Genomic DNA, 24,072 nt, shown 5'->3' on the forward strand with positions numbered 1-24,072 from the left:
ATAGACGAGCAAGGAGATGTCTAGAATCCGCCTGCCGCCTGATCGCGGCCAACCTCGGCGCCGGCGCGTGCGCGACGCACACTGCTCACCAGCTTGCCCGGCCGATCTTCGTGGTCAGGGCTGGCTGTCGCCAGTCTCAGCACGGCGGCGTAGTTTGGCTGCACCTCCATGCGGTCCGCAAACCGGCTTTCAGAGAGGATGCGGTGGACGCGCGGCAGGTTGTAGCAGGGCACGTAGAACAACAAATGATGCTCGAGGTGATAATTGACATAGTACGGCGCGATGAACAGCCGCTCGAGAAAATTCGCACGCGTGGTGCGCGTATTGCGCAAGGGATCATCTGAATCGGGAACGACCGCATGCTCGGCAATATTGCGAATCCGCGTAATGACCATCTGCCAGGTCAGGAGCGGCAACAGCCACAGCAGTGGATAGGCCCACCACACGCCGGCGGCGGCAAGAGCAGCGAACAGCACGGCATTGACAGCAAATTGCGGGCCGAGCTTTTCCCAGAAATGCGCGGCACGTTTCGCGACAGGCCATTGCTTCGGCCCAAGCGCGTTCAAGAGTTGCGCCTTGCGCTGCTGGTAGCCGGTCTGTCCCGTAATGTCGCGGAAAAACTTGCGACGATAGCTGATCTTGGTGATCGGAAATGGCGCCGACAAAATTAGATCGGGATCGTCTTCCTGCTGCGTGCGCGCATGGTGCTGCAGGTGGTAACGGCGATAGGCGCGCGTCTCGGCAAAGACCGGATAGGCACAGAACCACTGGCTGAGCACCAGATTGACCTTCTCGTCCGCCGATAGGCATCCATGGGCACCGTCATGCATCAGGATGGCAAGCCCGAGCTGGCGTGAACCGATGACGCCGACCGCGAGCAGAAAGATCAGCGGATGGGGCCACCACGCCACCAGCGCGATCGAGCCCAGGATTAATGTCCATGCATGCGCGATTAGGGCGATGCCTTTCCACGTCACGCGCTGCCGGACAGCGATCAGTTGATCCTCGTTCAGAAAGTCGCGGGCACGAATGCGCAGCGCGGTCATGGCGATTTCTCCCCCTCGGCCGGCCCTGAATTGGAAACTTCGCGATCGCTGACGAGATGCAGTCGCGCCGTGTCGCCGGCCGGCGTCGTCGCCTGGTCGCCGAGCACGCGCAGCATCTCCCCGGACAGGTCCTCGGCCGAACGGCCCATGGCATAACCCTCGACCATGACGCCGACCGCCAGCGCCCAGAACCGCCGCGAACTGGCATCGGCGTCGCGCAGGCTCTTCCAGCCGTGTCGCTCGATTTGGCTTGCATAAGCCCGCATGCCTTCGCTGTGCAGCCGCTCGATGGTGCGTTCCACCAGCGGGGCGAGATCCTGGCGGCGGCGGGTAAGCGTCAGCGCCTCGGTAAAGAAAGCGACAGAATCCGTCGCCGTGACGGTCTCGACCAGCGCGCGCGTGTAGTCCCCTGGCGTATGGGCCTGCAGCGCCGCCTGCTCGGCCGCGCGCGCCACGTAAAGCATCTCGCGGCAGGCAGCCTCGACGAACAGGGCCTCCTTGGTGCGGAAATAGTAGGTGATCTGGCTCGGGAAGGCGTCGGCTGCCGCGGCAATGTCCGAGATCGAGGTGCCGGCAAGGCCCCGCTCTCTGAACAGGCGGCTGGCCGCATCGAGGAGGCGCGAACGCATCCGGCGGCCTGCCGTCCGGGTCGCGCGGGCGGCGTGTCTTGGATCGTCGGCCGGTGATTGCGTCGGGGCCTGAATGGATTTGGGGGCCATTTTACCTCTCCACCGCTACTTGTATGCTATACAAACAAAAATGTCAAACAGGCTGGCGAGCTTGAATCGGCGAGCGCCCCAAGGCCTCTTCGGACCGTAACAAGCCTTGCCAGCGCGCCGAAAATCCTTATAAACCGCGCATCCGCAGATCCCGGCCGGGAGCTGAACGGACGGTCTCAGCAATCACTCCTCATCCAGGGCGTTTTTGATGTGGCAGGGCCAGTCGGCCCGTCGTCCCGTGCTTCCGCCTTCTGAGCTTATCTCCGAGTCCTTTCCGAAGGCCTCGAAGGGCTTGCCGCCGGGAAATGCGCCAACACCAGGAAAGGACACCCATGCCTCTTTACGAGCATGTTTTTCTCGCGCGTCAGGACGCGAGCACCCAGCAGGTCGAAGAGCTGACCACCCAGATGACGGGCATCGTCGAAGGGCTCGGCGGCAAGGTCACCAAGACCGAGAACTGGGGCGTGCGCTCCCTCACCTACCGCATGAACAAGAACCGCAAGGCACATTTCGTGCTGATGAACATCGATGCGCCCGCCGCTGCGGTCTCCGAGATCGAGCGTCAGGAGCGGATCTCCGAAGACGTCATCCGCTACCTCACCGTCCGCGTCGAAGAGCACGAGGAAGGTCCGTCGGCCATGATGCGCAAGGCCGATCGCGACCGCGAGCGCGACGAACGCGGCGGCGGCTTCCGCGGTGACCGCGAAGGCGGCTTCCGCGGCGATCGTGAAGGTGGATTCCGCGGCGACCGCGGCCCGCGCCGTCCGCGCGAAGACGCTGTCGAAGTGGCGGAAGAGGAGTAAGAATCATGGCTGAAGCTGGAGCACGCCGTCCGTTTTTCCGTCGCCGCAAGACCTGCCCGTTCACGGGTCCGAACGCGCCGAAGATCGACTACAAGGATTCCAAGCTGCTGATGCGTTACGTCTCCGAGCGCGGCAAGATCGTGCCGAGCCGCATCACCGCCGTCTCCGCCAAGAAGCAGCGCGAGCTTGCGCGCGCCATCAAGCGCGCACGTTTCCTCGGCCTGCTGCCCTACGTCATTCGCTAAGGCACTTTGGTTCGCGGCGTTCGCGCCGCGAACCTCAATATTCAAATATTCATAAGGCTTCCGGGTCGTCCGGTCGCCGATGGTTGGGGTCGGGACGACCTCTAACCGCTCGAAAGGGGCGGGACAGCTGATGATCGCGATTATCCTCATTGGTCTTGCAGCCGGCTGCGCGTCGGCGCTGATGTTCGCGTCCGTCATTTCACGTACGCTGATCTCGGTGCTTTTGCTCTATCTGGCGTCGATGCCCCTCATGGTCGCGGCGATCGGATGGGGTCCTCTGAGTGCCACCGTTGGCGGCATCGCAGCCGCGCTCGGCATCGGCGCGATCTTCGGCTTTGCTCATTGTCTCGCTTACGCCCTCACCGTGGCACTTCCTGCTTGGTGGCTTGGGCACCTCGCAATGCTGGGCAGGCCGGTTGGCGATGGCGCCGAACCAGGACCCCACTCGCTTGAATGGTATCCGGTCGGCCGTCTCCTGCTTTGGATCGCAGGATTCGCCGTGCTCATTACGATTCTGACGCTCTTCAGCGTCAGCACCGATCCAGAGGCAATCGTGGCAGCTATGAAGCGTAGCGTGACTCGGATTCTTGCAATGTACCAAATGGAGGCCGACGACCGAGTGATTGGATCGGCAGCAGCAATAGCGCCGGCGATGATCGCAAGTGGTCCGCTCATTATGCTGACGATCAATCTGTGGCTTGCTGCCAAGATCACCGCCACCTCGGGCCGCCTGCAGCGTCCCTGGCCCGATCTGAAAGCCACGACGCTGCCCCCGATGACACTCGTCGTCCTTTGCGTCGCCGTCGCGTTCGGCTTTACCGGCGGGCTGCTTGCACTTGCCGCAAAGATTGTCGTCGGTGCGCTCTTAACGGCCTATGCACTCACAGGCTTTGCCGTCCTGCATACGTTGACATTGGCACTGAAAAATCGCGGGCTCTGGCTGACCTGCGCCTACGTAGTCATGATCTTGTTCGTCTGGCCACTGCTCAGCATGGTCGCGCTTGGCTTGGCTGACACCGTTTTCGGCTTTCGCGAGCGCTTCATGCGGACGCGACCGCCGCCGCTTCCCACATCCTGAATTTCTATCGCTTGCCCGAACTTTAAACTAACATCAAAGGAGAACGAAAATGGAAGTCATCTTGCTGGAACGCGTCGCCAAGCTCGGCCAGATGGGCGAAGTCGTCCGCGTCAGGGACGGGTATGCCCGCAACTTTCTGCTCAAGCGCGGCAAGGCGCTGCGCGCCACCGCCGACAACCGCGCCAAGTTCGACGGCATGAAGGCCGAGCTCGAGGCCAACAACCTCAAGGCCAAGGCCGAAGCGACCAAGGTCGCCGAGAAGATCGACGGCCGCAACGTGATCGTGCTGCGTCAGGCCTCCGAATCCGGCCAGCTATTCGGATCGGTGAGCGTGCGCGATATCATTGCCTCGTTCGAAGCCGACGGCGTCATCATCAGCCGCAGCCAGGTAATGCTGGACGCGCCGATCAAGGCCATCGGCAAGCACGAAATCGCCATCGCCGTGCACCCGGAAGTCGAAGTCAGCGTCAGCGTCACTGTGGCGCGCAGCGCCGATGAAGCCGAGCGCATCAACCGCGGCGAAGACATCTCGACCCGTCAGGAAGACCAGGACGCCGCCGCCGAGGCGATCGCCGCCGCCGGCGAATTCTTCGATCCGGAAGCCCAGCACGAGGAAATCGCGCCGGCGCCCGCGGCTACCGAAAAGTAACGCGTCTTATCGCGGTAATGGCTTTCAAGCCCGGCCCCTCAGGCCGGGCTTGGGATTCTGGCAACCGCCTTTTCGCCCAGCATCGCAATCGAGGCGAGCGCTGTTGCGGTGTGCTTCTCGACGCCATCGGTCACGCAGAACACATCAGCCGCAACCACGGCGACCTGGCGTCCAGGCTTGATCACACGCGCCCGGCAAATCAAACGCTCGCCGACCGCCGGCGATAGCAGGTTCAACTTGTATTCCGCCGTCAACGCCGGCTGGCCGCGCGATGTCGCCGCCGCAATCGTGGTAGCGTTGTCGACAAGGAATGCGGTGACGCCGCCGTGAAACAGGCCGTGTTGCTGCAACAGTTCCGGCCGGCGGTCGACCGCAAGCGTGCACGTGCCGCGCGTCAACTCCGACAGCTCCGCCCCGATATGGTTCATGAAGCCCTGGCGGCCGACATTGTCGCGGATGCGAGTTGCGATCGGCGCGAAGTCCGGATCGTTGGCTGCATTCATATGGTTTCTCCCGGTTGTCGGATCGCTTCGGACGCGACTACAGCGCGGATGGCGCAGGCGATCAGAATATCGGCTTGCTCTCTTGGATCGGTGCGGTCGCGGCCCGACAGCCATGCGCGGCAGAAAATCTGTGCCGGTCCGATGATTTGACTGAAGAACACCGACGACGTCATCGGCAGCAATTCGCCGCGCGCAACCAGCGGCGTGCGCCATCGCTCCACGGCTTCCGCAAGACGCGCATTCTGTGCCCGCTGCGCGCCACGGATCTCCTCCGTCCATTCACTGCGGGAAATCTCGAACAGATAGCGCGCCTCACGCCTGGAGTTCACGACCCATTCGAGATGGGCGCGGATCAGCCGCGCCACGCCTTCCCGCGCCCCGCGGGATTGATCGACCGCCGCAATGACGGCGGCGTGGTAATGCCCGAGGATCTCCAGAAAAAGCGTGCCGGCCAGTTGCTTCTTCGAATCGAAGAAATGGAAAAAGCTGCCGTTGGACGCCCGCGCGCGGGCTCGAATGGCGGCCACGGTGGCACCCTCGAAGCCGTCGCGGTCGAACACCGCCAATCCCGCCGCCAGCAAGTCCTCGCGCGCCGTAGTCATCCGCGTCCATCTTCGTTGTCGCTGGATGATTACTCTAGAGTGCTACTCTAGAGCTGGTCAAGCGCCATGCTTCCGTGGACCGGATTACGGAATTGAGAATGCTAGCGTGAGATTGGAGGCGTAGGCGGGTCGACGGGCGCTGCGGGCGGTGGTGGAGGCGCTGCAGCCGTCACCGGCGGCGTCGCGGGCTCAGGTGCGGACGACGCGGCTGGCGGCTCGGGCGCGGTCGTTGCGGAAACTGGCGGAGCCGGCGGCACCGGATCGGGTCGGAGCGGCGTTGGCTCGCCGCTGCCGGCACTTTCCTTCGGCGCATCGACCTTGGTCGCCTCGGAGCCGCCCTCGCGCGACGAGTCGCGCGGGCGCTTGGCGGCCTCGGCAGCCGGCTTGTCGCCCCCATCCTTGAGTCCATCAGTCCTGACAGGATCGGTCGAGACCGTCTCAGTGCTGCTAGGCTCAGGCTTGGATGGCTCAGACTTGGCAGGCTCAGACTTGGCAGGCTCAGACTTGGCAGGCTCAGATTTGGCAGGCTCGGACTTGGCAGCGTCCCGCGACGCATCTTCCTTCGTGGCGTCTTGCTTCGCGGCGTCGCCACGGACTGCCTGCTCGGGCTTCGGCGGCTCCTCCATGGCGGGCCTGCCACGTCTGCCCTGCTTCTGCCTGGCGCCGGATTTGCTGTCGGTAGCGGCCTGCGCCGGGGTCTGCCCATCATCGGCGGGCTTGGTTTCGGGCGCCATATGCCGCCGTGAGAACCGCTTGGCATCCCGGCCCGGACGCGTGCCTTCGCCTTGCGGCTGGGTTCCGTCGGCCTCCGGCCTGGAGGCCTCCCGAGCAGGTGCAGCCGGCGGCTGCCGGCGGCCTAGCCGATCGGGCTGGTCCGCCCTGCCGTCCTGCTTGGCGTCCTTCTGCTTTGCGTCCTTAGCCTGATACCGAGGGTCGGCAGCCCCGTTGGATATCAGATAGGAAGAGAGCAGCGAGGCCATCTCGGTGCCGGTCGTATAGTGCTGGCGCAGGAAGCCCGGCAATGACGAAGCTGGCGTGGTCTTCAACAGGCCCCGCGGGCTCCTGTGGCAGGCGCTGCAGGTGCTTGAGAATATCTGGGACGGGCTCTTTCCCGCGTCGAGGTTTTCGGCCACCCCCACCCCTGCTGTGAGGCAGCCAATCAGAAGCGTCACCGTCGCTAAACTGAGCGCTCGGCTCAACATTCCCAGCTTCTCCAGACGTGGAACTGCTGCCTGCGACGCACAACGTGGCCCGGCGGCGGGTCACCTTTTAGCTGATTATCACGCGAATGGAAGCGCACTTATTGCTCGTCTTCGTGATCGTCGCATCCGGGATATCCGCTTTGACTCCAACGCCCTAGCGCTACGGCATTATCGTACTTATTATACAATAGATCCATTCCTGGAACCGAGCCTTCCGGGGGTGTGTCGGTGTAACGGTCGCGCTCCATTGGTGCTTCGATGGATCGGTTGTTGCGTTATTTCCTTAGCCAGTTCATTCGCCGCGGCGCGATGACGTTCACGACCGCGAGTGGGACGAGATTTACCTGCGGAGACGGAACCGGCCTTCCGGTGTCGGTGCGGTTCCTGACCGAACGGACCCAGCGACGTATTCTCCTCAATCCAGAGCTTGCGCTTGGCGAAGCCTATATGGACGGCACATTCGTCGTCGAGAACGGCACGATCGCGGACGCGCTCGAGATCCTGCTCGGCCAGCCCGAAATGCTGCCGCGCTGGGCCAAGTTGCAATGGTGGCTGCGCTATTTCGGCCGGCACGCCAGGCAATTCAATTGGCGCGGCCGTGCGAAAACCAACGTCGCCCATCACTACGATCTCGACGGGCGGCTCTATTCCCTCTTCCTCGACGCCGACAAGCAATATAGCTGCGCCTATTTCGAAACGCCGGATACGACACTCGACGACGCCCAACTCGCCAAGAAGCGTCATCTGGCCGCCAAGCTCTTGATCGGCCGCGGCAACCGCGTGCTCGACATCGGCTCGGGCTGGGGCGGCCTAGGCCTCTATCTGGCCGAAATGACCGGCGCCGATGTCACCGGCATCACGCTGTCGACGGAGCAATTACAGGTCTCGAACGCGCGCGCTGCCGAAAAGAATCTGATGGGATCGGCAAGGTTTCTGCTGAGCGATTACCGCGATGTTGCTGGCCCGTTCGACCGGATCGTCTCGGTCGGCATGTTCGAACATGTCGGTATCGACTTCTATGAAACGTTTTTCCGGCGCTGCGTCGAGCTTCTCAGCGACGACGGTGTCATGGTGCTGCACTCGATCGGCCGCTCCACCGGGCCCGACGTGACAAGCCCATGGATCACGAAATATATTTTCCCGGGCGGCTATATTCCCGCCCTGTCCGAGGTCATTCCCGCAATCGAGAAGGCGGGCCTTCTGGTCTGCGACATCGAAATCCTGCGGCTGCATTATGCGGAAACGCTGAAGGCCTGGCGTGAGCGTTTCATGGCGCGGCGCGAAGAGGCGGTGCGCCTTTACGACGAGCGTTTTGCCCGCATGTGGGAGTTCTATCTGGCGGCATCGGAAATGTCGTTCCGGAAGCAAAACCTGATGATTTTCCAGATCCAGCTCACCAAGCGCCAGGGAATCGTGCCGATGACGCGCGACTACATCACACGGGAAGAAGCGAGGCTGCGCGGGATAGAGCTCGGCAAGCAGCCGCGGCTGCAATTGGCCGGCGAATAGGCAGCCGATAGCGTCAATTTCTCAGGCTGTAGGCCGAGGCGTAAGGTATCGGGGCCAGCGCCGGACGAGCAAGCTGGGCGCGAAACGCGTCAAGCACCTGACTATCGCAGGGCTCGTCACGCCGTTCCGGACGCGAAATCCCTTCCATGGCATCGATCAGCATCGACAGCCACAAGCGCTGGTCGCTTGCCGATCGCCATGCCTGGATTTGCTGACCCATCGCCTGTCCCTTTTGGTCCGGTGCAACTGGCAACTCGAAAATCGCCGACCCGTTCCCGATTTCTTAACCAATCGATTCTGCTGTGAAGAAAATCACACCTGCTGTGATCTACTTCACAGATAGCCTTGCCGGCCCGTCGTACATCCCCGGCATGAGCCGGCAGACCTACCCAGCACCGTTCGATTCCGACATCAGGATCGACTACGCCTTGATCGCAATCGGCGTGGCCGCCGCCCTGTTTGCGTTCATCTACCTGATCCTGGTTTGATCAACGCTTAAGACCACGGCTCAAAAGCAACCGTCGCGTTGGGATGTGTCTGTCCAAGTCGCGGCAGGGTTCAGGTTCTCCTAAGATTTTGCTTAGGATTTTTCTCAGCATTTCGCGGAAAAGCGCGCCGCAGCGCCCCGGTTTCGGCCGCAACCCCGTCAAGCAAGACATCCGCTAACCGGAATTCATTCACACCTCACATGTGTGAATCGTGCATAAGAAACCTTCGCACTTTCACGGGACCCGCGAGTGGCGCTTTATCGCCCCCCGCTTCCGGGAGATCGCGACCTTCCCGGAATCCCGACAACGCCAAAAATCTAAAGCATAATCCGACCTATGGCTGATTCGAACGTCCTCAAGCTCGCTCCCGACGCGGGAACTCCGGTCTACCGCAGCGCGCCGCACAATATCGAGGCGGAACAGAGCCTGCTGGGCGCCATTCTGGTCAACAACGACGCGTTCTACCGGGTTTCGGACTTCCTGGAGCCGAAGCACTTCTTCGAAGCCATCCATCAGCAGATTTATGAGATCGCGGGCAGCCTGATTCGGATGGGTAAGGTGGCAACACCCGTCACGCTCAAGACATTCCTGCCCGCTGACACCGACATTCTCGGATTGACACCAGGCCAGTACCTCGCGCGCCTCGCCGCGGAAGCCACTACCATCATTAACGCCCAGGACTACGGCCGTACCATCTACGACCTGAGCCTGCGCCGTGACCTGATCAAAATCGGCGAGGACATCGTCAACGTCGCGTTCGACGCACCGGTCGATTTTGCCCCGCGCGCGCAGATTGAGGATGCCGAGCGCCAACTCTACGCGCTTGCCGAGACTGGCCGCTATGACGGCGGCTTCCAGCGCTTCTCGCAGGCGCTCACTGTGGCCGTCGACATGGCCGCCAAGGCGTTCCAGCGCGACGGTAAGCTGTCGGGTATCTCGACCGGCCTGCGCGATCTCGACGGCAAGATGGGCGGGCTGCAGCCTTCCGACCTCATCATCGTCGCCGGCCGGCCCGGCATGGGCAAGACGTCGCTGGCCACCAACATCGCCTACAACATCGCCAAAGCCTATGTACCGGAGGTGCAGCCGGACGGCACCATCAAGGCAGCCCATGGCGGCGCGGTCGGCTTCTTCTCCTGCGAAATGTCCGGCGAGCAGCTTGCCACCCGTATTCTGGCGGAACGCACCGGCATCCCCTCCAGCCTGATCCGCCGCGGCGGCATCACCGACGCAGATTTCGACAAGATCCGCGACTGCTCGATCGAGCTGGATTCGTTACCGTTTTACGTCGATGAAACGGGCGGTCTATCGATCTCGCAGCTCACCGCGCGCGCCCGCCGGCTCAAGCGGCAGAAGGGCCTCGATCTGATCGTGATCGACTACATCCAACTGCTGCAGGGCTCGGGCAAGCGTGGCAATGACAACCGCGTGCAGGAAATCACCGAGATCACCACCAGCCTGAAGGCGCTGGCGAAAGAATTGAACGTCCCGGTGATCGCGCTGTCGCAGCTCTCGCGTCAGGTCGAAAACCGCGACGACAAGCGTCCGCAGCTCTCCGACCTTCGTGAGTCCGGCTCGATCGAGCAGGACGCCGACGTTGTGCTGTTCGTCTATCGCGAGGAATATTACCTTGCGATGAAGCAGCCGCGCGAAGGAACGCAAGAACACGCCGCATGGCAGCTGGAAATGGACCGCGCGCTCGGCAAAGCCGAGGTGATCATCGGCAAGCAGCGCCACGGCCCGACCGGCACCGTCGAACTGCATTTCGACGCCAGCGTCACCCGATTCGGCGATCTCGTGCACGACGGCCAGGTTCCCGACCGCCACTACTGATGTGGTGATGCAGTTGAACGGTTCCGTCGTCGCGCGTACAACGGTGGGATGAACATCGCAACCGACCTCAAATCGCAGCTTTCGCCCGAAGCGACCCTGTTGGCGGCCCATCCGACCGCCACCGGCATCCTCACCGTCGATCTCGATGCCATCGTCGCCAACTGGCGCAAGCTCGAGAAGACGGCGGTGCCGGCCGAATGCGCAGGCGTCGTCAAGGCGGATGCTTATGGCTGCGGCGCCGAACAGGTCGCACGCGCCCTCTCTGCCGCCGGCTGCAAGACATTTTTTGTCGCCACCCTCGATGAGGCACGAATCGTCCGCGCCGCAGTGCCGGCCGCAGCGTCGATCTATGTGCTCGACGGGTTTTTCCAGAATACTGGTGCCGCCTACGCCGAGATCGATTGCAAGCCTGTCATCGGCGACCTCAACGAACTCGCCGAATGGGATGTGTTCTGCCGCCGCTCGGGCTGGTCGGGCGGCGCAGCCATTCACATCGATACCGGGATGAACCGGCTCGGGCTCACCGTCACCGAAGCGCAAGGCATCATCCCGCGCATCAACGCCGGCGACCACGGCATTACGCTCGTGATGAGCCACCTCGCCTCCGCGGAGCTGCTCCACAATCCCGCCAATGCCAGGCAGCTCGCGGCCTTCCGTGAGATCGCTAGCCTGTTTTCCGGCGTGCCGGCCTCGCTGGCGAATTCGTCCGGCGTTTTCCTGGGCGCCCAGTTCCAGTTCGACCTGGTGCGGCCGGGCTGCGCCATCTACGGCATCAATCCGACGCCAGAGGCCGATAACCCGATGCAGCCAGTCGTCGAGCTGAAGGCGCGCATCGTGCAGATCCGCAACGTCGAGCGCGGCGATACGGTCGGCTATGGCGGCACCTGGACGGCGCGGCGTCCAACCAGAATAGCAATCGTTTCGGCGGGCTATGCCGACGGCTATTTCCGCGCTGCCAGCGCCAATGACGGCACCCGCGGCGCCGAAGTGGTGGTTGCCAGCAAGCGCTGCCCAGTTGCCGGCCGAATTTCGATGGACCTGATGGCGATCGATGTCACCGACGTCGACAAGAACGCCGTACGGCGCGGTCATATGGTGACGCTGATCGGCGAAGGCATCACGGTCGACGAACTCGCCCACCATTACGGCACCATCGGCTACGAAGTGCTGACCAGCCTCGGCAAGCGTTATGCGCGGGTCTACAAGGGCGGCATTGCCAAAGCGGAGCCCCCTGCTCCGCTTCAAGCGGAGCCGGCTGCCGCTTCCAGCTAGTTTGTTCGGCAGACGGCACCCGGCTGCCGAACGACCTCCCTTCCCAAGGTCCGGCTTGCGCGCCGTGAGTTGTCAAGAACGCGACAATCAAAAGCAACAATCGCGAAACCCGACGCTGGCGTGTTGCCTGTCTTACTGTTTCTTCCGACTAGCCAATACTTGCTTGCAGGTGTCGCTGAGTTGCTGATGCTGCTTGTTCAGACATGCCACGACACGGCCGCCGCCGGGCAGCGTACCGGCGCAATATTTGTCATAGTCGGCCTTGCAGGCGCCGCGCTGCTCGGCGGCTTGAGCAACTGCGGATCCGGAGCATCCGATGGCGAGCACGAGAATGGCGAAGCGTAGTTTCGACATGGAATCTCCAAATGTCAGGAAGCACAGTGATGCCAGCTAGCTCTACATGAAGATCGCGACCTTCAACATTAACAATGTCAACCGCCGCCTGCCGAACCTGTTGCGCTGGCTGCGCGCGGCGAAACCCGACGTCGTTGCCTTGCAGGAATTGAAATGCACCGACGCCGAATTTCCGGCCTCCGCGATCGAGAAAGCCGGTTACGGCGCGGTGTGGCGCGGGCAGAGGACCTGGAACGGCGTTGCCATTCTGGCGCGGAAGACCGAACCAGTATTGACCCGGACCGCCCTGCCCGGCAACCCCGATGATTTGGAGGCACGCTATATCGAGGCCGCCATCAACGGCATCCTCGTGACCAGCATCTACCTGCCGAACGGCAACCCGCAGCCGGGGCCGAAATTCGATTACAAGCTCGACTGGTTCAGACGACTGCGGTTGCACGCCGGCAAGCTGCTCAAGCAGGACGTCCCCGTGGTGCTGGCCGGCGACTACAATGTCGCGCCGACCGAGATCGATATCTATCCGACGAAATCCTGGGACAACGACGCCTTGATCCAGCCAAAGAGCCGCGCCGCGTTCAGAGCGCTGGTGGACCAGGGCTGGACCGACACGATCCGAACCTTGCACCCGGAAAAGCCGATGTTCACGTTCTGGGACTACAAGCGCAACCGCTGGGCTCGCGACGCCGGATTGCGGCTCGACCACCTGTTGTTGAGCCCGGCAATTGCTCCGCGCCTGACCATGGCCGGGGTCGATCGCAAGGTACGCGGCGAGGAAGGCGCCAGCGATCATGCGCCGGCGTGGATCGTGTTGCGCTAGCGCGTCGCAGGTTTGACCTACCCGCCGAATTTCTTGCGCAGCATGACACCCAGAATGTTGGAATAGTCGTCCGTCCATGGTGCGCTCGAATCCGGGCGTAGCGCCGTCCAGTGGCGCGCGATGCTTCCGGCGTCGCCCGGCTCGCGCGCCAGCACCACGAGCCGGGCATTGGCCTTGAGTGTCGTCATGAGATCGCCGGCACTGTCGTCCTCCCGCAGGAAGGCTACCAGCGACTGCGACTGAGCGACATTTGCCACAACCGGCGCGAGGTCGAGGTGCCGGTTGGAGATGTGCGCCAGGATTACACCATGCGGCGAAAGTTTCGAGAGATAACCCGCAAAGGCCTCACGCGTGAGCAGATGCACTGGAATGCTATCGGACGAAAAAGCATCCAGCACGATCAGATCGTAGCGATCGGGTGAGCCTTCCAGGGTGAGCCGCGCGTCTCCGGCGACAACCGGCGCTTCGGGCGCGCAACTTGACAGGAATTCGAAGCGATGCGGATCACGCGCGATGCGGACTACTTCCGGGTCGATCTCGAAGAACGTCCACAGCTCCTGGGCTTTGCGATGACAGGCAAGCGTGCCGGTACCAAGCCCGACGACGGCGACGCGATCCAGGCGGCCACCATGGGCTGCACGGGCGGCGGCGATGGCTTCCGCGAATGGACCGCCCGGATAGTAGTAGGTCTGCGGCAGCATCGGACCACTGACCGGCGTGCCATCATCGTTCCGTAGCCGCTGCGCGCCGTGAACCGTGGTGCCATGATAGAGGACGCGGGCTTTGCCCTCGGCAACCTCGGCGACCTTATGGACGCCAAAGAAACTGCGCGCCGTTTCGATCGGCGCTATTCCAGGTCGCCACAGGGCCGTCACCGTAAAGCTCAGGACGACGAGCCCGAAGAAGCGCATCGGCCGCTGTCGTTGAAACAACATCATGGCTGCCATCAGGGCTAAGAGCACCTGGAACGGCAGCTCCAGTGTGGCCGGCGGCTGAAAGCGGGTCATGTACCAGATCAGCCCCAGCACTGTGCTGAGCGCGAGCCACGGCAATACTGCCATCGACGCTTTGCGCATGCCTCCGGCGAAGATGCCGGGACTGCACAGCAGCGCCAGGACGATCAGGATCGGATATTCGTAATTGCCGTTGAATATTTGCGGCGCGATGAGCCCTGCAAAGGCGCCACCGATCACCCCGCCAAACGAGGTGCCAAGGTAAAACTCCGTCAGCCGCGATGGGCTGGGACGGTGCGTATAGAGCTCGCCGTGGCACATCAGCGTCAACAGCGCGAACGCCACGAGATTGAGCGCAATCGTCGTCAGCCAAAAGACTTTTTCCCCGCCGATCAAACTCACCGCGAGCGGCGCGACCGCAAACGGGACAAGCCGAACCACATTGGCATGCGCGATCCATGGCCGCTCGCGAAAAACGGCCACGAAAGTGAGCAGGTAAATCGCCAGTGGGACCACCCAAAGGAACGGCGCCGCGGCGACATCCGTCGCCAGATAGGCGGTTACCGCGATGACCAGGCCCGACGGAACCGCGGAAAGCGCGATCCATCGCAGCCGCTCACCGGCGTTCGCGCGAACATCATCCTGAAGTTCGGTCTGCACGGCGACGGCAGGCAGCGCGCGCGCCGCGAACAATCCGACGAAGCTCAACAGAATGGCCAGGAGGGCAAATCCGACGGACCAAGTCGACGTCTGCGTCTTCAGGGTCAGGATCGGCTCGATGATGACCGGATAGGTGAACAGCGCGGCGAACGAACCAAGATTGGATGCGGCGTAGAGCACATACGGATTGCCCGCCTGTCTGTGTCCGCTCACGGCAAACCAGCTTTGCAGCAACGGCGCGCTGGCTGACAGGGTGAAGAACGGAAGGCCGATGGAAGCCGCGAACAGGCCGAACAGCCAAAGCGCTGTTCCATCCGGTGGCGAGGCGCCCCATCCCGGCGCAATCGCGATCGGCAGCAGCATCGCGGTGACACCGACCAGCAGGAGATGGAACATGACCGCCCACCGGGGACGCAACAGACGGTTCAACAGATGGGCGTAGACATAACCAGCGAGCAATGCGGTTTGAAAGAACACCATCGCGACGGACCAGACCGCCGGCGCGCCTCCGAGTTTGGGAAGCACCATCTTCGCAAACATCGGCTGAATCGAGAACAGAAGCAGCGCCGAAACAAACAGGGTCGCGGCATAGAGCCATGGCGTCAGTCGAACGGCTACTGCTCGCGGATCGATGGCGGGCGATATCCGATCCGAAGCGTTGAAGAGCGACATTGATGTCCCGGTACCGTCAATTTGGGTTGCACGGTAGCCAGCGACGCCTAAGCAAGGCTTAATCCTATCGTCGGGAACGGCCGACATGCGCCATGGTAAACGCTGTCTTGATCTCCGCCTCAGCTTAATAACGGATCAGCTCTTGCGGGTGTGCCCCCACGCCGCGTCCCAGTCTTCGCCCGCGGCATCGATGACGCGGCCATCGGCCTCGAAGAACTTGTTCGGCACCTGGAAGATCGCGAGCATCAGCCCGCCTTGCGGGCACCAGGCGACATGGCGGCTACCCTCTTCGCGCCAGATGAACTCGCCGGCCTTGCATTCGATGCCCTTGGCTGGGCCTTCCTTATCGATGAGCGAGCCTTCGAGCACATAGGTCTGCTCGATGTTGACGTGCTCGTGGTCGGGGAGAACTGCACCAGGGGCAAACTTCATCAGCGCGGTCATCAGTCCGGTCTTGCGATCGAACAATAGCGTCTTGGCTTCGCAACCGGGGAAACGGGTCTTCTGCCATTCCATGCTGTCGGGGCGAACCAGATGGGAATGCGTGTCTGCGGTCTGCGCCTTTGCCGGCGTCGCGGCGTCCATGGCGATCCTCCGTCCTGCTGTTTTGACGCGATCCTAGCAGCTTTGCCTTGGGCCGCCAGCCGGCAGATGTGCGCTGCGGGACACCGTCTTGCTCGCACCTGCTGCCGGTTATAGGATTGGAGCCGCTCTCGTGGAGCCTGAGTGAAAATGGCAGCTCTGCAACATTCGCTGATCTGCAAAGGGTGCTGGGAGCAGATGCGTGTTCCGGTGCCGCTTCGCGGCGTGGTCTCGGCGCCGTTTCGCGCGTTCGGCATTCGTCCAAGCCGGATGAATCCCAATACCTGCACCATCTGCGAACTGATGTTCACGAAGGTGATGCGGGCCCGCAAGATCACCATCGACGCGACCATCATGTTTGCCGACCTCCGCGGTTACACCAGCCTGTCGCAGTCGCAATCGGCCGATGCAGTTTCCGGGCTGCTCGACGCATTCTACGATGAATGTGCGAGCGCGATCTGGGAGCACGATGGGCTCCTCAACAAGACCATTGGCGACGCCGTGATGGCGGTCTTCAACTTTCCCTTAAAGCGGGAAGCGCACGCCAGAAACGCCGTGCTCGCCGCACGCGACATCCAGGCTAAGTGGCGCGACCGACGCGAGAGCCTTGTCCAAGCGCACGGCCTCACCGCCAGCGAGTTGGGGATCGGCATCGGCATCCACACCGGCGAACTCAGCTTTGGCGAATTCGGTCGCTCGCACCGCGACCTGACGGCGATCGGCCCCGTCGTCAATACCGCCTCCCGCGCCCAGTCGGTGGCCGAAGCCGACCAGATCCTGGTGACAAAGGCGGTGTTTGACCGCACCCAGCCGGATTTGAAGGACAGCCCTTCGAAGGCATTCCGGCTCAAGGGATTCGACACTCCGATCGAGCTTTACGCCGCCTAGCGCGATCGGCCTATCGCCGCATCACCAGAGATTCTTGCCATCGATCACCGTCACCGGCACGGGTTCGAGGTCGAAATGGTCGAACAGCCGTGCATTGACGCCCACCTTGGGATTGTCGAAGTCCGGCTTGCCGGTCGACCAATCCGGCGATTCCGAATAGGTGCCGCAGCCGCAATGAGCACAAAAATGATGCTTGACCGTGCGGCTGCCCCACAAATAGGTCGCGACATTTTCCGGCGGCGAGATCAGGCGAAATTGCGCCGGCGTGTAGTAGGCCCACAGCGCGCCGCGCTTGGAACACAGCGAGCAGGTGCAGCGTGTCACGCCAGCCGGCGCTTCGTTCACCTCGAATTGCGTGTTGCCGCAATGGCAGCTTCCCTTGATTGGCACGACCTGGTCCTTTCCAATGGTATTCAGGCCTCGTAACCTAAGCCTGCTGCCAACATGATGTCAGCATCCGGAATCGGAAGACTGCAATTTGGGTTTCATCTTCGTCCTCATTGTCGGCCTGCTCGCCGGCACCATCTCAGGCATTGTCGGCACGGGGTCGTCGATCATGCTGATGCCCGTGTTGGTCTATCAGTACGGGCCGAAGGAAGCCGTTCCGATCATGGCGGTCGCAGCCGTGATGGCCAACCTGTCGCGCATTCTCGCCTGGTGGCGCGAGGTCGACTGGCGCGCCTGCCTCGCCTATTCGGCAACGGGGATTCCGGCCGCCGCGCTTGGTGCACGGACGTTGCTGGCGCTGCCCTCGCACGCCGTCGATATCGCGATCGCCCTGTTTCTCATCGCGATGGTGCCGGTGCGGCATTGGCTGGCCCGACATCAGCTTAGAGCACGCCTGTGGCACCTTGCGGTGGGTGGCGCCATCATCGGCTTCCTCACGGGTATCGTGGTTTCGACCGGGCCGCTCAGCGTACCGCTGTTTCTGTTTTACGGGCTCACCAAGGGCCCTTTCCTTGCCACCGAAGCCGCAAGCTCGCTCGGCCTTTACCTGAGCAAGTCGGTCACGTTCGAGCGCTTCGGGGCGCTGACGCCTGATATCGCGCTGAAGGGCCTGATTGCGGGCTCCTCCCTCGTGTTCGGCGCCTTCATCGCCAGACGCTTCGTGCTGCGCCTTGCGCCAGACGTGTTTCGGCTGTTGATGGACGGCATCATGCTGGCCGCCGGTCTCGCCCTGCTGTGGACCGCATTTTCATCAGGCCCAGATAAAGGGCCTGAACCATTCGCCGGGAATGGCCGACCAAGTGACGCGTGTCACATCCAGTCCGCAGGTGACCACAGATCAATGCCGGACATGGATTCGCATCACCCACGTCCGGAGAGACCGAAATGCCCAAGGGAAACATCGGCGGAATCATCGGCGCTATCGCCGCCGTCATTGTCGTTGCCATCATCGCCGCGGGAAGCTGGTACACCGTCGATCAGACCGAGCGCGGCGTGAAGCTGCGCTATGGCGCGGTGATCGGCACCGCGCAGCCGGGCTTGGGCTTCAAGCTCCCGCTGATCGACACCGTCGAGAAGGTCAGTGTCAAGACCCTCACCTACACCTGGGACAAGATGAACTCCTACTCCTTCGACCAGCAGCCCGCCGACCTCAAGATCAGCGTCACCTTGCGCGCCTCGCCGGAGAAGGTGGCCGATCTCTATGCCAAGTTCGGCGGGCTCGACACCGCGGTCAAGCAGGTGGTCAGCCCGGCCGTCAACCAGCAGGTCAAGATCGTGTTCGGCCGTTACACGGCTGTGAAAGCGATCCAGGAGCGCGGGCCGCTGAACTCCGCGATCAAGGACGCCATCACGGCATCGCTGAAGGACGATCCGATGATCACGATCGAGAGCGTCCAGCTCGAAAACATCGAGTTCAGCGCCAACTATCTGCACTCGATCGAGCAGCGCATGCTGGCCGAGGTCGAGGTGCAGAAGCTGCAGCAGAACGCCGAGCGCGAGAAGGTGCAGGCGCAGATCACGGTGACACAAGCGACCGCCAAGGCCAACGCCGTCCGCGCCGAGGCGCAGGCCGCGGCCGACGCGCTCCGGCTCAACGGCGAAGCCAAGGCCACCAATATCAGGATCACCGGCGAGGCCGAGGCCGCCGCCATCGAAGCCCGCGCCAAGGCGCTCGGCACCAATCCGAACCTCGTCACGCTGGTGCAGGCCGAACGCTGGAATGGCGTGCTGCCGACAACAATGGTGCCGGGCTCATCGGTGCCGTTCGTATCGGTGAAATAGAGCCATGCGACGCCCGGATCTCGGGCGCCGCCATCGTGCCGGCCCGGAAACTGATACTCAAATTTGCTCGACAGCCTCACTGCCGCAGCGTTCGTCAGATATGACGCCGTCGATCGGTGGCCGAACTTCCTCAGACGTGCCATCCTGATCGACGGGGCCGCGCAAGTTGCACGGCCTGATTCTCGGCATGGGAGAATGTGTCTTGAGCATGGTCGCAGAAGCGGCTGATGTCCCCTATCTAGGTGACCAGCGAACCGGACGAACCGACGCCCGGCAAGACACGCTGAAATTCGCGGAAGCCGCGCTTGTCGACAGCAAACGTGAAGGCTTGCTGCTCGCCGTCCGCGCCCGCTGGGTCGCGCTGGCCGTCACTGCCGTTACGCTTCCGATCATCAACCCGAACTGGGACGTGATCTACTACGTCCTGATGCTCGGCTTCTTTGCCCTGATCGGCTGGGCCCAGCTCAAGGTCGGCAAGGTCGGCCGCTCGCCGCTCGAGGTTTTCCTGATCATTTGCGATCTTGCGCTACTAACCTTCCTCAGCGTGGTACCCAATCCATGGAGCGATGTTCACTGGCCAATCGGAATGCAATTCCGGTTCGACAGTTTCATCTACTTCTTCATTTTCCTTTCGACCGCCACCCTTGCCTATTCGTGGCGCACAGTATTCGCGATGGGCCTATGGACGTCGGCGCTGTGGGCCGTAGCCGTCGGTTGGGCGTACCTGCAGCCCGAAAGCCACGCCGCGCTGTCGGCGCGCGTCAAGGAAGCCATCGGCGCCGACATTCGCATGTTCGAGATCCTCGATCCCTCGTCGATCGGTTTCGGCGCCCGCTTCCAGCAGGTCACCGTGTTCATCATCGTGGCCGCGATCCTGGCGCTGGCGGTACGCCGTTCGAATGCGCTCCTGATCAGCCACGCCGGGATCGAGCGCGAGCGCGCCAACCTGGCGCGCTATTTCTCCCCCAACGTCGTCAATGAATTGTCCGGCAATGACGAGCCGCTCACGCGGGTTCGCACGCAAGACGTCGCGGTGTTGTTTGCCGACATCGTGGGATTCACCGCCTACGCCGACGGACGAGATCCGAAACAGGTCATCGATACGCTGCGACAATTCCATGAGCGAATGGAAAGAGAAGTGTTCCGGCACGGCGGGACGCTCGACAAGTACCTCGGCGATGGCCTGATGGCGACGTTCGGCACGCCGTTCGCCGGCGATTGTGACGCGCTGAACGCCTTGCGCTGCGCGCGCGAAATGGTCGCTTCAATCGCCGAGTTGAACAGGGAACGGAAGCACCGCAACGAGCCGCCGATCCAGGTCAGCGTCGGTTTGCACTATGGTCAGGTCGTGCTGGGCGATATCGGCCTTAACCGGCTCGAATTCGCTGTGATCGGCACCACCGTAAATGCGGCGAGCCGCCTCGAGGCGCTGACCCGCGAATTCGGATGCGCCATCGTCGTCAGCGACGTATTGGTGCGGCAGGCCCGCGCGGAATCCAGCAGTTCGAGCGCCGACTTCGCGCCTTTCGTCGAGCAGCCGGCCCGGATTATTCGTGGTCTCGAGCAACCGCTGGACATCTGGACGTTTCCCTAGCTGAATGAGACGAATTGGCCGCGCTCTGAGATTGAACCTCAGGCGCATCGTTCCGTGAGCGTGATCGGTTGACTAATGCTTAGCGAAAAACGCAACTACAGCGCGGTCATAGGCGTCAGGATTCTCGGAGGGCACCGTGTGGGAGCTTCCATTGATGACGATCCTCTCGCGATTAGGCAGGCAAACTTCCAGCTGGTCTATGATCCGATGAAAGAACGCAGGACTTCGCTCGCCATTAGACAAAAGCGTTGGCGCATTGATCCCCTTGGCCATGTCGCACGTGAAAACCGGCCTCGGACGCTTCGTCGTAGTATCCGCTTGGTACGACGCCACATTGTCCAAATTCATTTTCTTGTCGGCATCGGAGCGACGCTCATAAGCCCCCTGTCCTCCGACAGTGTTTACGAATAGTGGGATGCCGGTTTTCGTGTCGCCAGCCTTCAGGGCCTCCCTCGCCGGAGCAATACCAGCGGCCCAGGCTTTCAGCATCTCGGCAGCATCCGGAACGCCGACCAGGATGCCGGCGGCAGGCGGTTCGTTCAAGGCAAGGCTGATAATCATTTCAGGGTGCGCGGCTGCAAAGAATAGCGCGGCGTGTGCGCCCGACGAGTGCGCAACGATGCGCACTTTTGACAAGCCCAAGGCCCGCAGCAAGGCGGCCAGATCTTCGCCATGCGCGTCTGCAGCCCCGTCCGGCATTCCATCAGGACTTACTTCGTTTGGGAAGTTGTTGCGGCGGCTGTACGCGATGGCGCGATAGCGATCCGCAAATTTCGGGAGGTGCGCCAGCCACATCCGATAATCCTGCAGCCCGCCGTGGACAAATATGACTGGCTCACCCTGGCCAACTTCGACATATACGAGCTCAGTGCCGTTGACGGAAGCGCGCTTCACTTCGTTTGCTCGGCTCGTTGGAGCGTTGGCGAAAACTAGCAGCGCGGCGATGAAACAAAGGCTGGGACGGAGCATCGCATTCTCCTGTTTTGCACGTCGGCAATATTGGCAACTTTGATCCGGGCCAGAACCACCAAGTGGATGGTACATGCTTGCCCCTGATCATTCCATGCTATGGATGAGGATCAAACCTCAATCGCGACTCACTTCCTCCATGGCCAGATCCACCCTTTCCTTCGTCTGTCAGAACTGCGGCGCGGCGTATAACCGCTGGCAGGGCAAGTGCGATTCCTGCGACGAATGGAACACGCTGAGCGAGGAGGACACGACCGGCGCAACGTCAATGCCGCTCTCGGTCCGCTCCCGCCGCAAGGGCAGGACGTTTGCGCTGGAATCCCTGACCGGCAAGAGCAATGACGCGCCCCGCCTGCCCTCCGGCATGACCGAGCTCGACCGCGTGACCGGCGGTGGCTTTGTCCGTGGCTCGGTGCTTCTGGTCGGCGGCGATCCCGGCATCGGCAAATCGACGCTGCTGACGCAGGCCACCAGCATACTGGCCCGGGCCGGACATCGCGCCGTCTATATTTCGGGCGAGGAAGCGGTGGCACAGGTGCGACTGCGCGCCGAGCGGCTGGGCCTGGCAGATGCGCCGGTGCAGCTCGCCGCCGAAACATCGGTCGAGGATATCGTTTCGACGCTGTCGCAGGGCGCGGTGCCGCGCCTGATCGTGATCGATTCGATCCAGACCATGTGGACCGACACGGTGGAATCGGCACCGGGAACGGTGACGCAGGTCCGCGCCTCCGCGCAGGCGCTGATCCGTTTTGCCAAGAAATCGGGAGCTGCAATCATTCTGGTCGGGCATGTCACCAAAGACGGCCAGATCGCCGGTCCCCGCGTGGTCGAGCACATGGTCGACGCGGTGCTGTCATTCGAAGGCGAAGGCTCGCAGCAGTTCCGTATCCTGCGCGCGGTCAAGAACCGCTTTGGCCCGACCGATGAAATCGGTGTGTTCGAGATGACCGGCCTCGGCCTGCGCGAGGTCTCCAACCCTTCCGAGCTGTTCCTTTCTGAACGTGACCTGGGCAGCCCGGGCACCGCCGTGTTTGCCGGTATCGAGGGCACCCGCCCCGTTCTGGTGGAGTTGCAGGCGCTGGTGGCGCCGACCACGCTCGGCACCCCTAGGCGGGCCGTCGTTGGCTGGGACCCGAGCCGGCTGTCGATGGTGCTGGCGGTGTTGGAGGCCCATTGCGGGGTCAAATTATCCGGCTACGACGTCTATCTGAACGTGGCCGGCGGCCTGCGGATCCAGGAGCCCGCGGCCGACCTCGCGGCGGCCGCAGCCCTGGTGTCGTCGTTGGTAAACGCACCGTTACCGACAGATGCGGTCTATTTCGGCGAGATTTCGCTGTCGGGCGCGGTCCGGCCGGTGGCGCAGACCTCGGCACGGCTGAAAGAGGCCGCCAAGCTCGGCTTTGGCCGCGCCGTTCTGCCCGAGTCGGCCCGCGGCGAGGTCGGAGGCGATGGCGGTCTGGCGCTGAACAGCATCGGCGGACTGACCAGCCTGGTCGCCCAAATCGCTGCGCGCGGCAACCCGAGAAACAACCGGGATAACAATCGCGAGGGTGCGGCGGAGAAAAATGCCACACCAGCACGATTCCGTCGTGAAAACGGCTAAACCGGCGTGACGTGCCGCGCCCTCGCCGCTATACAACGCGCGCGAAAGGCAGGCGGGATGGCACGATATCCGGCCTTGCGGGACCGGCCGTCTGCCCCTCACTTGGAGTGGCCGTGCCTCGCCGATTCGCTGCTTTAAGGACTTACGAGCGGACCTGACCAGCCGATGCCGATTACGATACTCGATCTCGTCCTGCTCGGAGTGATGCTGATCTCGGGGCTGCTCGCCATGGTGCGCGGCTTCATGCGCGAAATCCTCTCGATCGCAGCCTGGGGCGCGGCGGCGCTGGTGACGCTCTATGCTTTTTCCAAGCTGCTGCCGACCGCCAAGACCTATTTCAACAACGACACGGTCGCCGCCGTGGTGGTCGTGGCCGGCACCTTCATCGGCACCCTCATCATAGTCTCCGTTATCACGGTGCGGATTTCGGACATGATCCTGGATTCCAGGATCGGCGCGCTGGACCGCACGCTTGGATTCCTGTTTGGGTTGGGTCGCGGCCTTTTGATCGTGGTGGTCGCGTTCCTGTTCTTCAGTTGGCTGGTCCCGGACAAGCAGCGCCCGGACTGGATCACCGGTGCGAAGTCCCGCGTCGTTCTGCAGGGAACCGGGGATTGGTTAATGTCGCTCTTGCCTGACGACCCCGAGAACACCATCTTAAAGAGATTCAAGAAGAATAAACCGGAAGACGACCAAACTGACGCCGACCAGGGAGCCCCTGCGTCCGGCGATGGCTACAGTAAACCTGCCCGCGACAGCCTTAAAAAGCTGATCGAAAAGCCCGCGGGCCGCTAGATTCTGG

Annotated in this window: 25 protein-coding genes and 1 pseudogene; 16 read left to right on the plus strand and 10 right to left on the minus strand. The window is 62.5% G+C overall.

Features of this window, described 5'->3' with window-relative positions; genetic code table 11:
• Positions 1-20: 20 nt before the first annotated feature.
• Both HCN50_RS18700 and HCN50_RS18705 read right to left on the minus strand, forming a co-directional pair.
• Positions 21-1,046 carry a fatty acid desaturase family protein gene (locus HCN50_RS18700; RefSeq protein WP_171711123.1) on the minus strand — a complete coding sequence of 342 codons (1,026 nt, stop codon included), beginning with the start codon at positions 1,044-1,046 and terminating at the stop codon, positions 21-23.
• On the minus strand, positions 1,043-1,765 hold the full coding sequence (locus tag HCN50_RS18705) for a TetR/AcrR family transcriptional regulator C-terminal domain-containing protein (RefSeq protein WP_171711124.1): 723 nt from the start codon (positions 1,763-1,765) through the stop codon (positions 1,043-1,045). Before HCN50_RS18705 ends, HCN50_RS18700 begins: the two co-directional genes overlap by 4 nt.
• Positions 1,766-2,097: 332 nt before the next feature.
• Between HCN50_RS18705 and rpsF the strand changes: the two genes are divergently transcribed.
• The 4 genes from rpsF (at position 2,098) to rplI (ending at position 4,540) form a co-directional block, all read left to right on the plus strand.
• Positions 2,098-2,568 carry a 30S ribosomal protein S6 gene (gene rpsF, locus HCN50_RS18710; RefSeq protein ID WP_171711125.1) on the plus strand — a complete coding sequence of 157 codons (471 nt, stop codon included), beginning with the start codon at positions 2,098-2,100 and terminating at the stop codon, positions 2,566-2,568.
• A 5-nt stretch (positions 2,569-2,573) separates the two neighbouring features.
• Positions 2,574-2,813 (plus strand): 30S ribosomal protein S18, encoded by a 240-nt coding sequence (rpsR, locus tag HCN50_RS18715; protein WP_011441353.1) that lies wholly within the window; start codon positions 2,574-2,576, stop codon positions 2,811-2,813.
• Positions 2,814-2,943: 130 nt separating this feature from the next.
• The gene (locus tag HCN50_RS18720; RefSeq protein WP_171711442.1) at positions 2,944-3,891 is read left to right on the plus strand and encodes a YybS family protein; all 948 of its coding nucleotides are present in this window, start codon (positions 2,944-2,946) and stop codon (positions 3,889-3,891) included.
• Positions 3,892-3,940: 49 nt separating this feature from the next.
• Positions 3,941-4,540: a 50S ribosomal protein L9 gene (rplI, locus tag HCN50_RS18725; protein ID WP_171711126.1), complete on the plus strand. Its 600-nt coding sequence runs from the start codon at positions 3,941-3,943 to the stop codon at positions 4,538-4,540.
• Positions 4,541-4,578: 38 nt separating this feature from the next.
• On the opposite strand, the gene HCN50_RS18730 is transcribed toward rplI, so the two are convergent.
• Entirely contained in the window at positions 4,579-5,043 is a 465-nt protein-coding gene (locus tag HCN50_RS18730) for a PaaI family thioesterase (protein WP_171711127.1), read from the minus strand.
• Positions 5,040-5,645, minus strand: a complete 606-nt coding sequence (locus HCN50_RS18735; protein ID WP_171711128.1) for a TetR/AcrR family transcriptional regulator — start codon at positions 5,643-5,645, stop codon at positions 5,040-5,042. The genes HCN50_RS18730 and HCN50_RS18735 overlap by 4 nt, the downstream gene beginning before the upstream one ends.
• A gap of 441 nt (positions 5,646-6,086) precedes the next feature.
• On the opposite strand from HCN50_RS18735, the gene HCN50_RS34805 reads away from it, so the two are divergent.
• Positions 6,087-6,569, plus strand: a complete 483-nt coding sequence (locus HCN50_RS34805) for a pentapeptide repeat-containing protein (RefSeq protein WP_376700297.1) — start codon at positions 6,087-6,089, stop codon at positions 6,567-6,569.
• A 536-nt stretch (positions 6,570-7,105) separates the two neighbouring features.
• Complete coding sequence (locus tag HCN50_RS18745; protein ID WP_171711130.1) at positions 7,106-8,356, plus strand: cyclopropane fatty acid synthase; 1,251 nt, start codon at positions 7,106-7,108, stop codon at positions 8,354-8,356.
• Positions 8,357-8,369: 13 nt separating this feature from the next.
• Here the strand turns inward: HCN50_RS18745 and HCN50_RS18750 are convergent, their stop codons facing one another.
• On the minus strand, positions 8,370-8,576 hold the full coding sequence (locus tag HCN50_RS18750; RefSeq protein ID WP_171711131.1) for a transcriptional regulator: 207 nt from the start codon (positions 8,574-8,576) through the stop codon (positions 8,370-8,372).
• Between the two features lie 82 nt (positions 8,577-8,658).
• Between HCN50_RS18750 and HCN50_RS18755 the strand changes: the two genes are divergently transcribed.
• The 3 genes from HCN50_RS18755 (at position 8,659) to alr (ending at position 11,949) form a co-directional block, all read left to right on the plus strand.
• On the plus strand, positions 8,659-8,844 hold the full coding sequence (locus tag HCN50_RS18755) for a hypothetical protein (protein ID WP_171710697.1): 186 nt from the start codon (positions 8,659-8,661) through the stop codon (positions 8,842-8,844).
• Between the two features lie 336 nt (positions 8,845-9,180).
• Positions 9,181-10,677 (plus strand): replicative DNA helicase, encoded by a 1,497-nt coding sequence (locus tag HCN50_RS18760; protein ID WP_171711132.1) that lies wholly within the window; start codon positions 9,181-9,183, stop codon positions 10,675-10,677.
• Positions 10,678-10,725: 48 nt separating this feature from the next.
• Positions 10,726-11,949: an alanine racemase gene (gene alr / locus HCN50_RS18765; protein WP_171711133.1), complete on the plus strand. Its 1,224-nt coding sequence runs from the start codon at positions 10,726-10,728 to the stop codon at positions 11,947-11,949.
• A 132-nt stretch (positions 11,950-12,081) separates the two neighbouring features.
• Here the strand turns inward: alr and HCN50_RS18770 are convergent, their stop codons facing one another.
• Complete coding sequence (locus HCN50_RS18770; protein ID WP_171711134.1) at positions 12,082-12,303, minus strand: cysteine rich repeat-containing protein; 222 nt, start codon at positions 12,301-12,303, stop codon at positions 12,082-12,084.
• A 46-nt stretch (positions 12,304-12,349) separates the two neighbouring features.
• On the opposite strand from HCN50_RS18770, the gene HCN50_RS18775 reads away from it, so the two are divergent.
• Positions 12,350-13,120, plus strand: a complete 771-nt coding sequence (locus HCN50_RS18775) for an exodeoxyribonuclease III (protein WP_171711135.1) — start codon at positions 12,350-12,352, stop codon at positions 13,118-13,120.
• A 17-nt stretch (positions 13,121-13,137) separates the two neighbouring features.
• Here the strand turns inward: HCN50_RS18775 and HCN50_RS18780 are convergent, their stop codons facing one another.
• Both HCN50_RS18780 and HCN50_RS18785 read right to left on the minus strand, forming a co-directional pair.
• A complete protein-coding gene (locus tag HCN50_RS18780; protein ID WP_171711136.1) occupies positions 13,138-15,405 on the minus strand; it encodes a fused MFS/spermidine synthase in 2,268 nt (755 codons plus the stop codon).
• 135 nt (positions 15,406-15,540) lie between these two features.
• The gene (locus tag HCN50_RS18785) at positions 15,541-15,990 is read right to left on the minus strand and encodes a cupin domain-containing protein (protein ID WP_171711137.1); all 450 of its coding nucleotides are present in this window, start codon (positions 15,988-15,990) and stop codon (positions 15,541-15,543) included.
• Positions 15,991-16,146: 156 nt separating this feature from the next.
• Between HCN50_RS18785 and HCN50_RS18790 the strand changes: the two genes are divergently transcribed.
• Entirely contained in the window at positions 16,147-16,875 is a 729-nt protein-coding gene (locus tag HCN50_RS18790) for an adenylate/guanylate cyclase domain-containing protein (protein ID WP_171711443.1), read from the plus strand.
• Between the two features lie 21 nt (positions 16,876-16,896).
• On the opposite strand, the gene HCN50_RS18795 is transcribed toward HCN50_RS18790, so the two are convergent.
• Complete coding sequence (locus HCN50_RS18795; RefSeq protein WP_171711138.1) at positions 16,897-17,265, minus strand: GFA family protein; 369 nt, start codon at positions 17,263-17,265, stop codon at positions 16,897-16,899.
• Positions 17,266-17,353: 88 nt separating this feature from the next.
• On the opposite strand from HCN50_RS18795, the pseudogene HCN50_RS18800 reads away from it, so the two are divergent.
• The 3 genes and pseudogenes from HCN50_RS18800 to HCN50_RS18810 all read left to right on the plus strand — a co-directional run.
• Positions 17,354-18,073 (plus strand): annotated as a pseudogene (locus HCN50_RS18800) (sulfite exporter TauE/SafE family protein); the annotation flags it as partial.
• 134 nt (positions 18,074-18,207) lie between these two features.
• The gene (locus HCN50_RS18805; RefSeq protein WP_171711139.1) at positions 18,208-19,104 is read left to right on the plus strand and encodes a prohibitin family protein; all 897 of its coding nucleotides are present in this window, start codon (positions 18,208-18,210) and stop codon (positions 19,102-19,104) included.
• Between the two features lie 208 nt (positions 19,105-19,312).
• A complete protein-coding gene (locus HCN50_RS18810) occupies positions 19,313-20,698 on the plus strand; it encodes an adenylate/guanylate cyclase domain-containing protein (protein ID WP_235977092.1) in 1,386 nt (461 codons plus the stop codon).
• Positions 20,699-20,770: 72 nt separating this feature from the next.
• Here the strand turns inward: HCN50_RS18810 and HCN50_RS18815 are convergent, their stop codons facing one another.
• A complete protein-coding gene (locus HCN50_RS18815) occupies positions 20,771-21,667 on the minus strand; it encodes an alpha/beta fold hydrolase (RefSeq protein ID WP_171711141.1) in 897 nt (298 codons plus the stop codon).
• 139 nt (positions 21,668-21,806) lie between these two features.
• Here HCN50_RS18815 and radA point away from each other — a divergent pair, with 139 nt between their 5' ends.
• Together radA and HCN50_RS18825 are read left to right on the plus strand one after the other, a co-directional pair.
• Positions 21,807-23,270: a DNA repair protein RadA gene (gene radA, locus HCN50_RS18820; RefSeq protein ID WP_171711142.1), complete on the plus strand. Its 1,464-nt coding sequence runs from the start codon at positions 21,807-21,809 to the stop codon at positions 23,268-23,270.
• 165 nt (positions 23,271-23,435) lie between these two features.
• On the plus strand, positions 23,436-24,065 hold the full coding sequence (locus HCN50_RS18825) for a CvpA family protein (RefSeq protein WP_171711143.1): 630 nt from the start codon (positions 23,436-23,438) through the stop codon (positions 24,063-24,065).
• Positions 24,066-24,072 lie beyond the last annotated feature (7 nt).

This window comes from Bradyrhizobium archetypum (assembly GCF_013114835.1).
Lineage (GTDB): Bacteria > Pseudomonadota > Alphaproteobacteria > Rhizobiales > Xanthobacteraceae > Bradyrhizobium > Bradyrhizobium archetypum.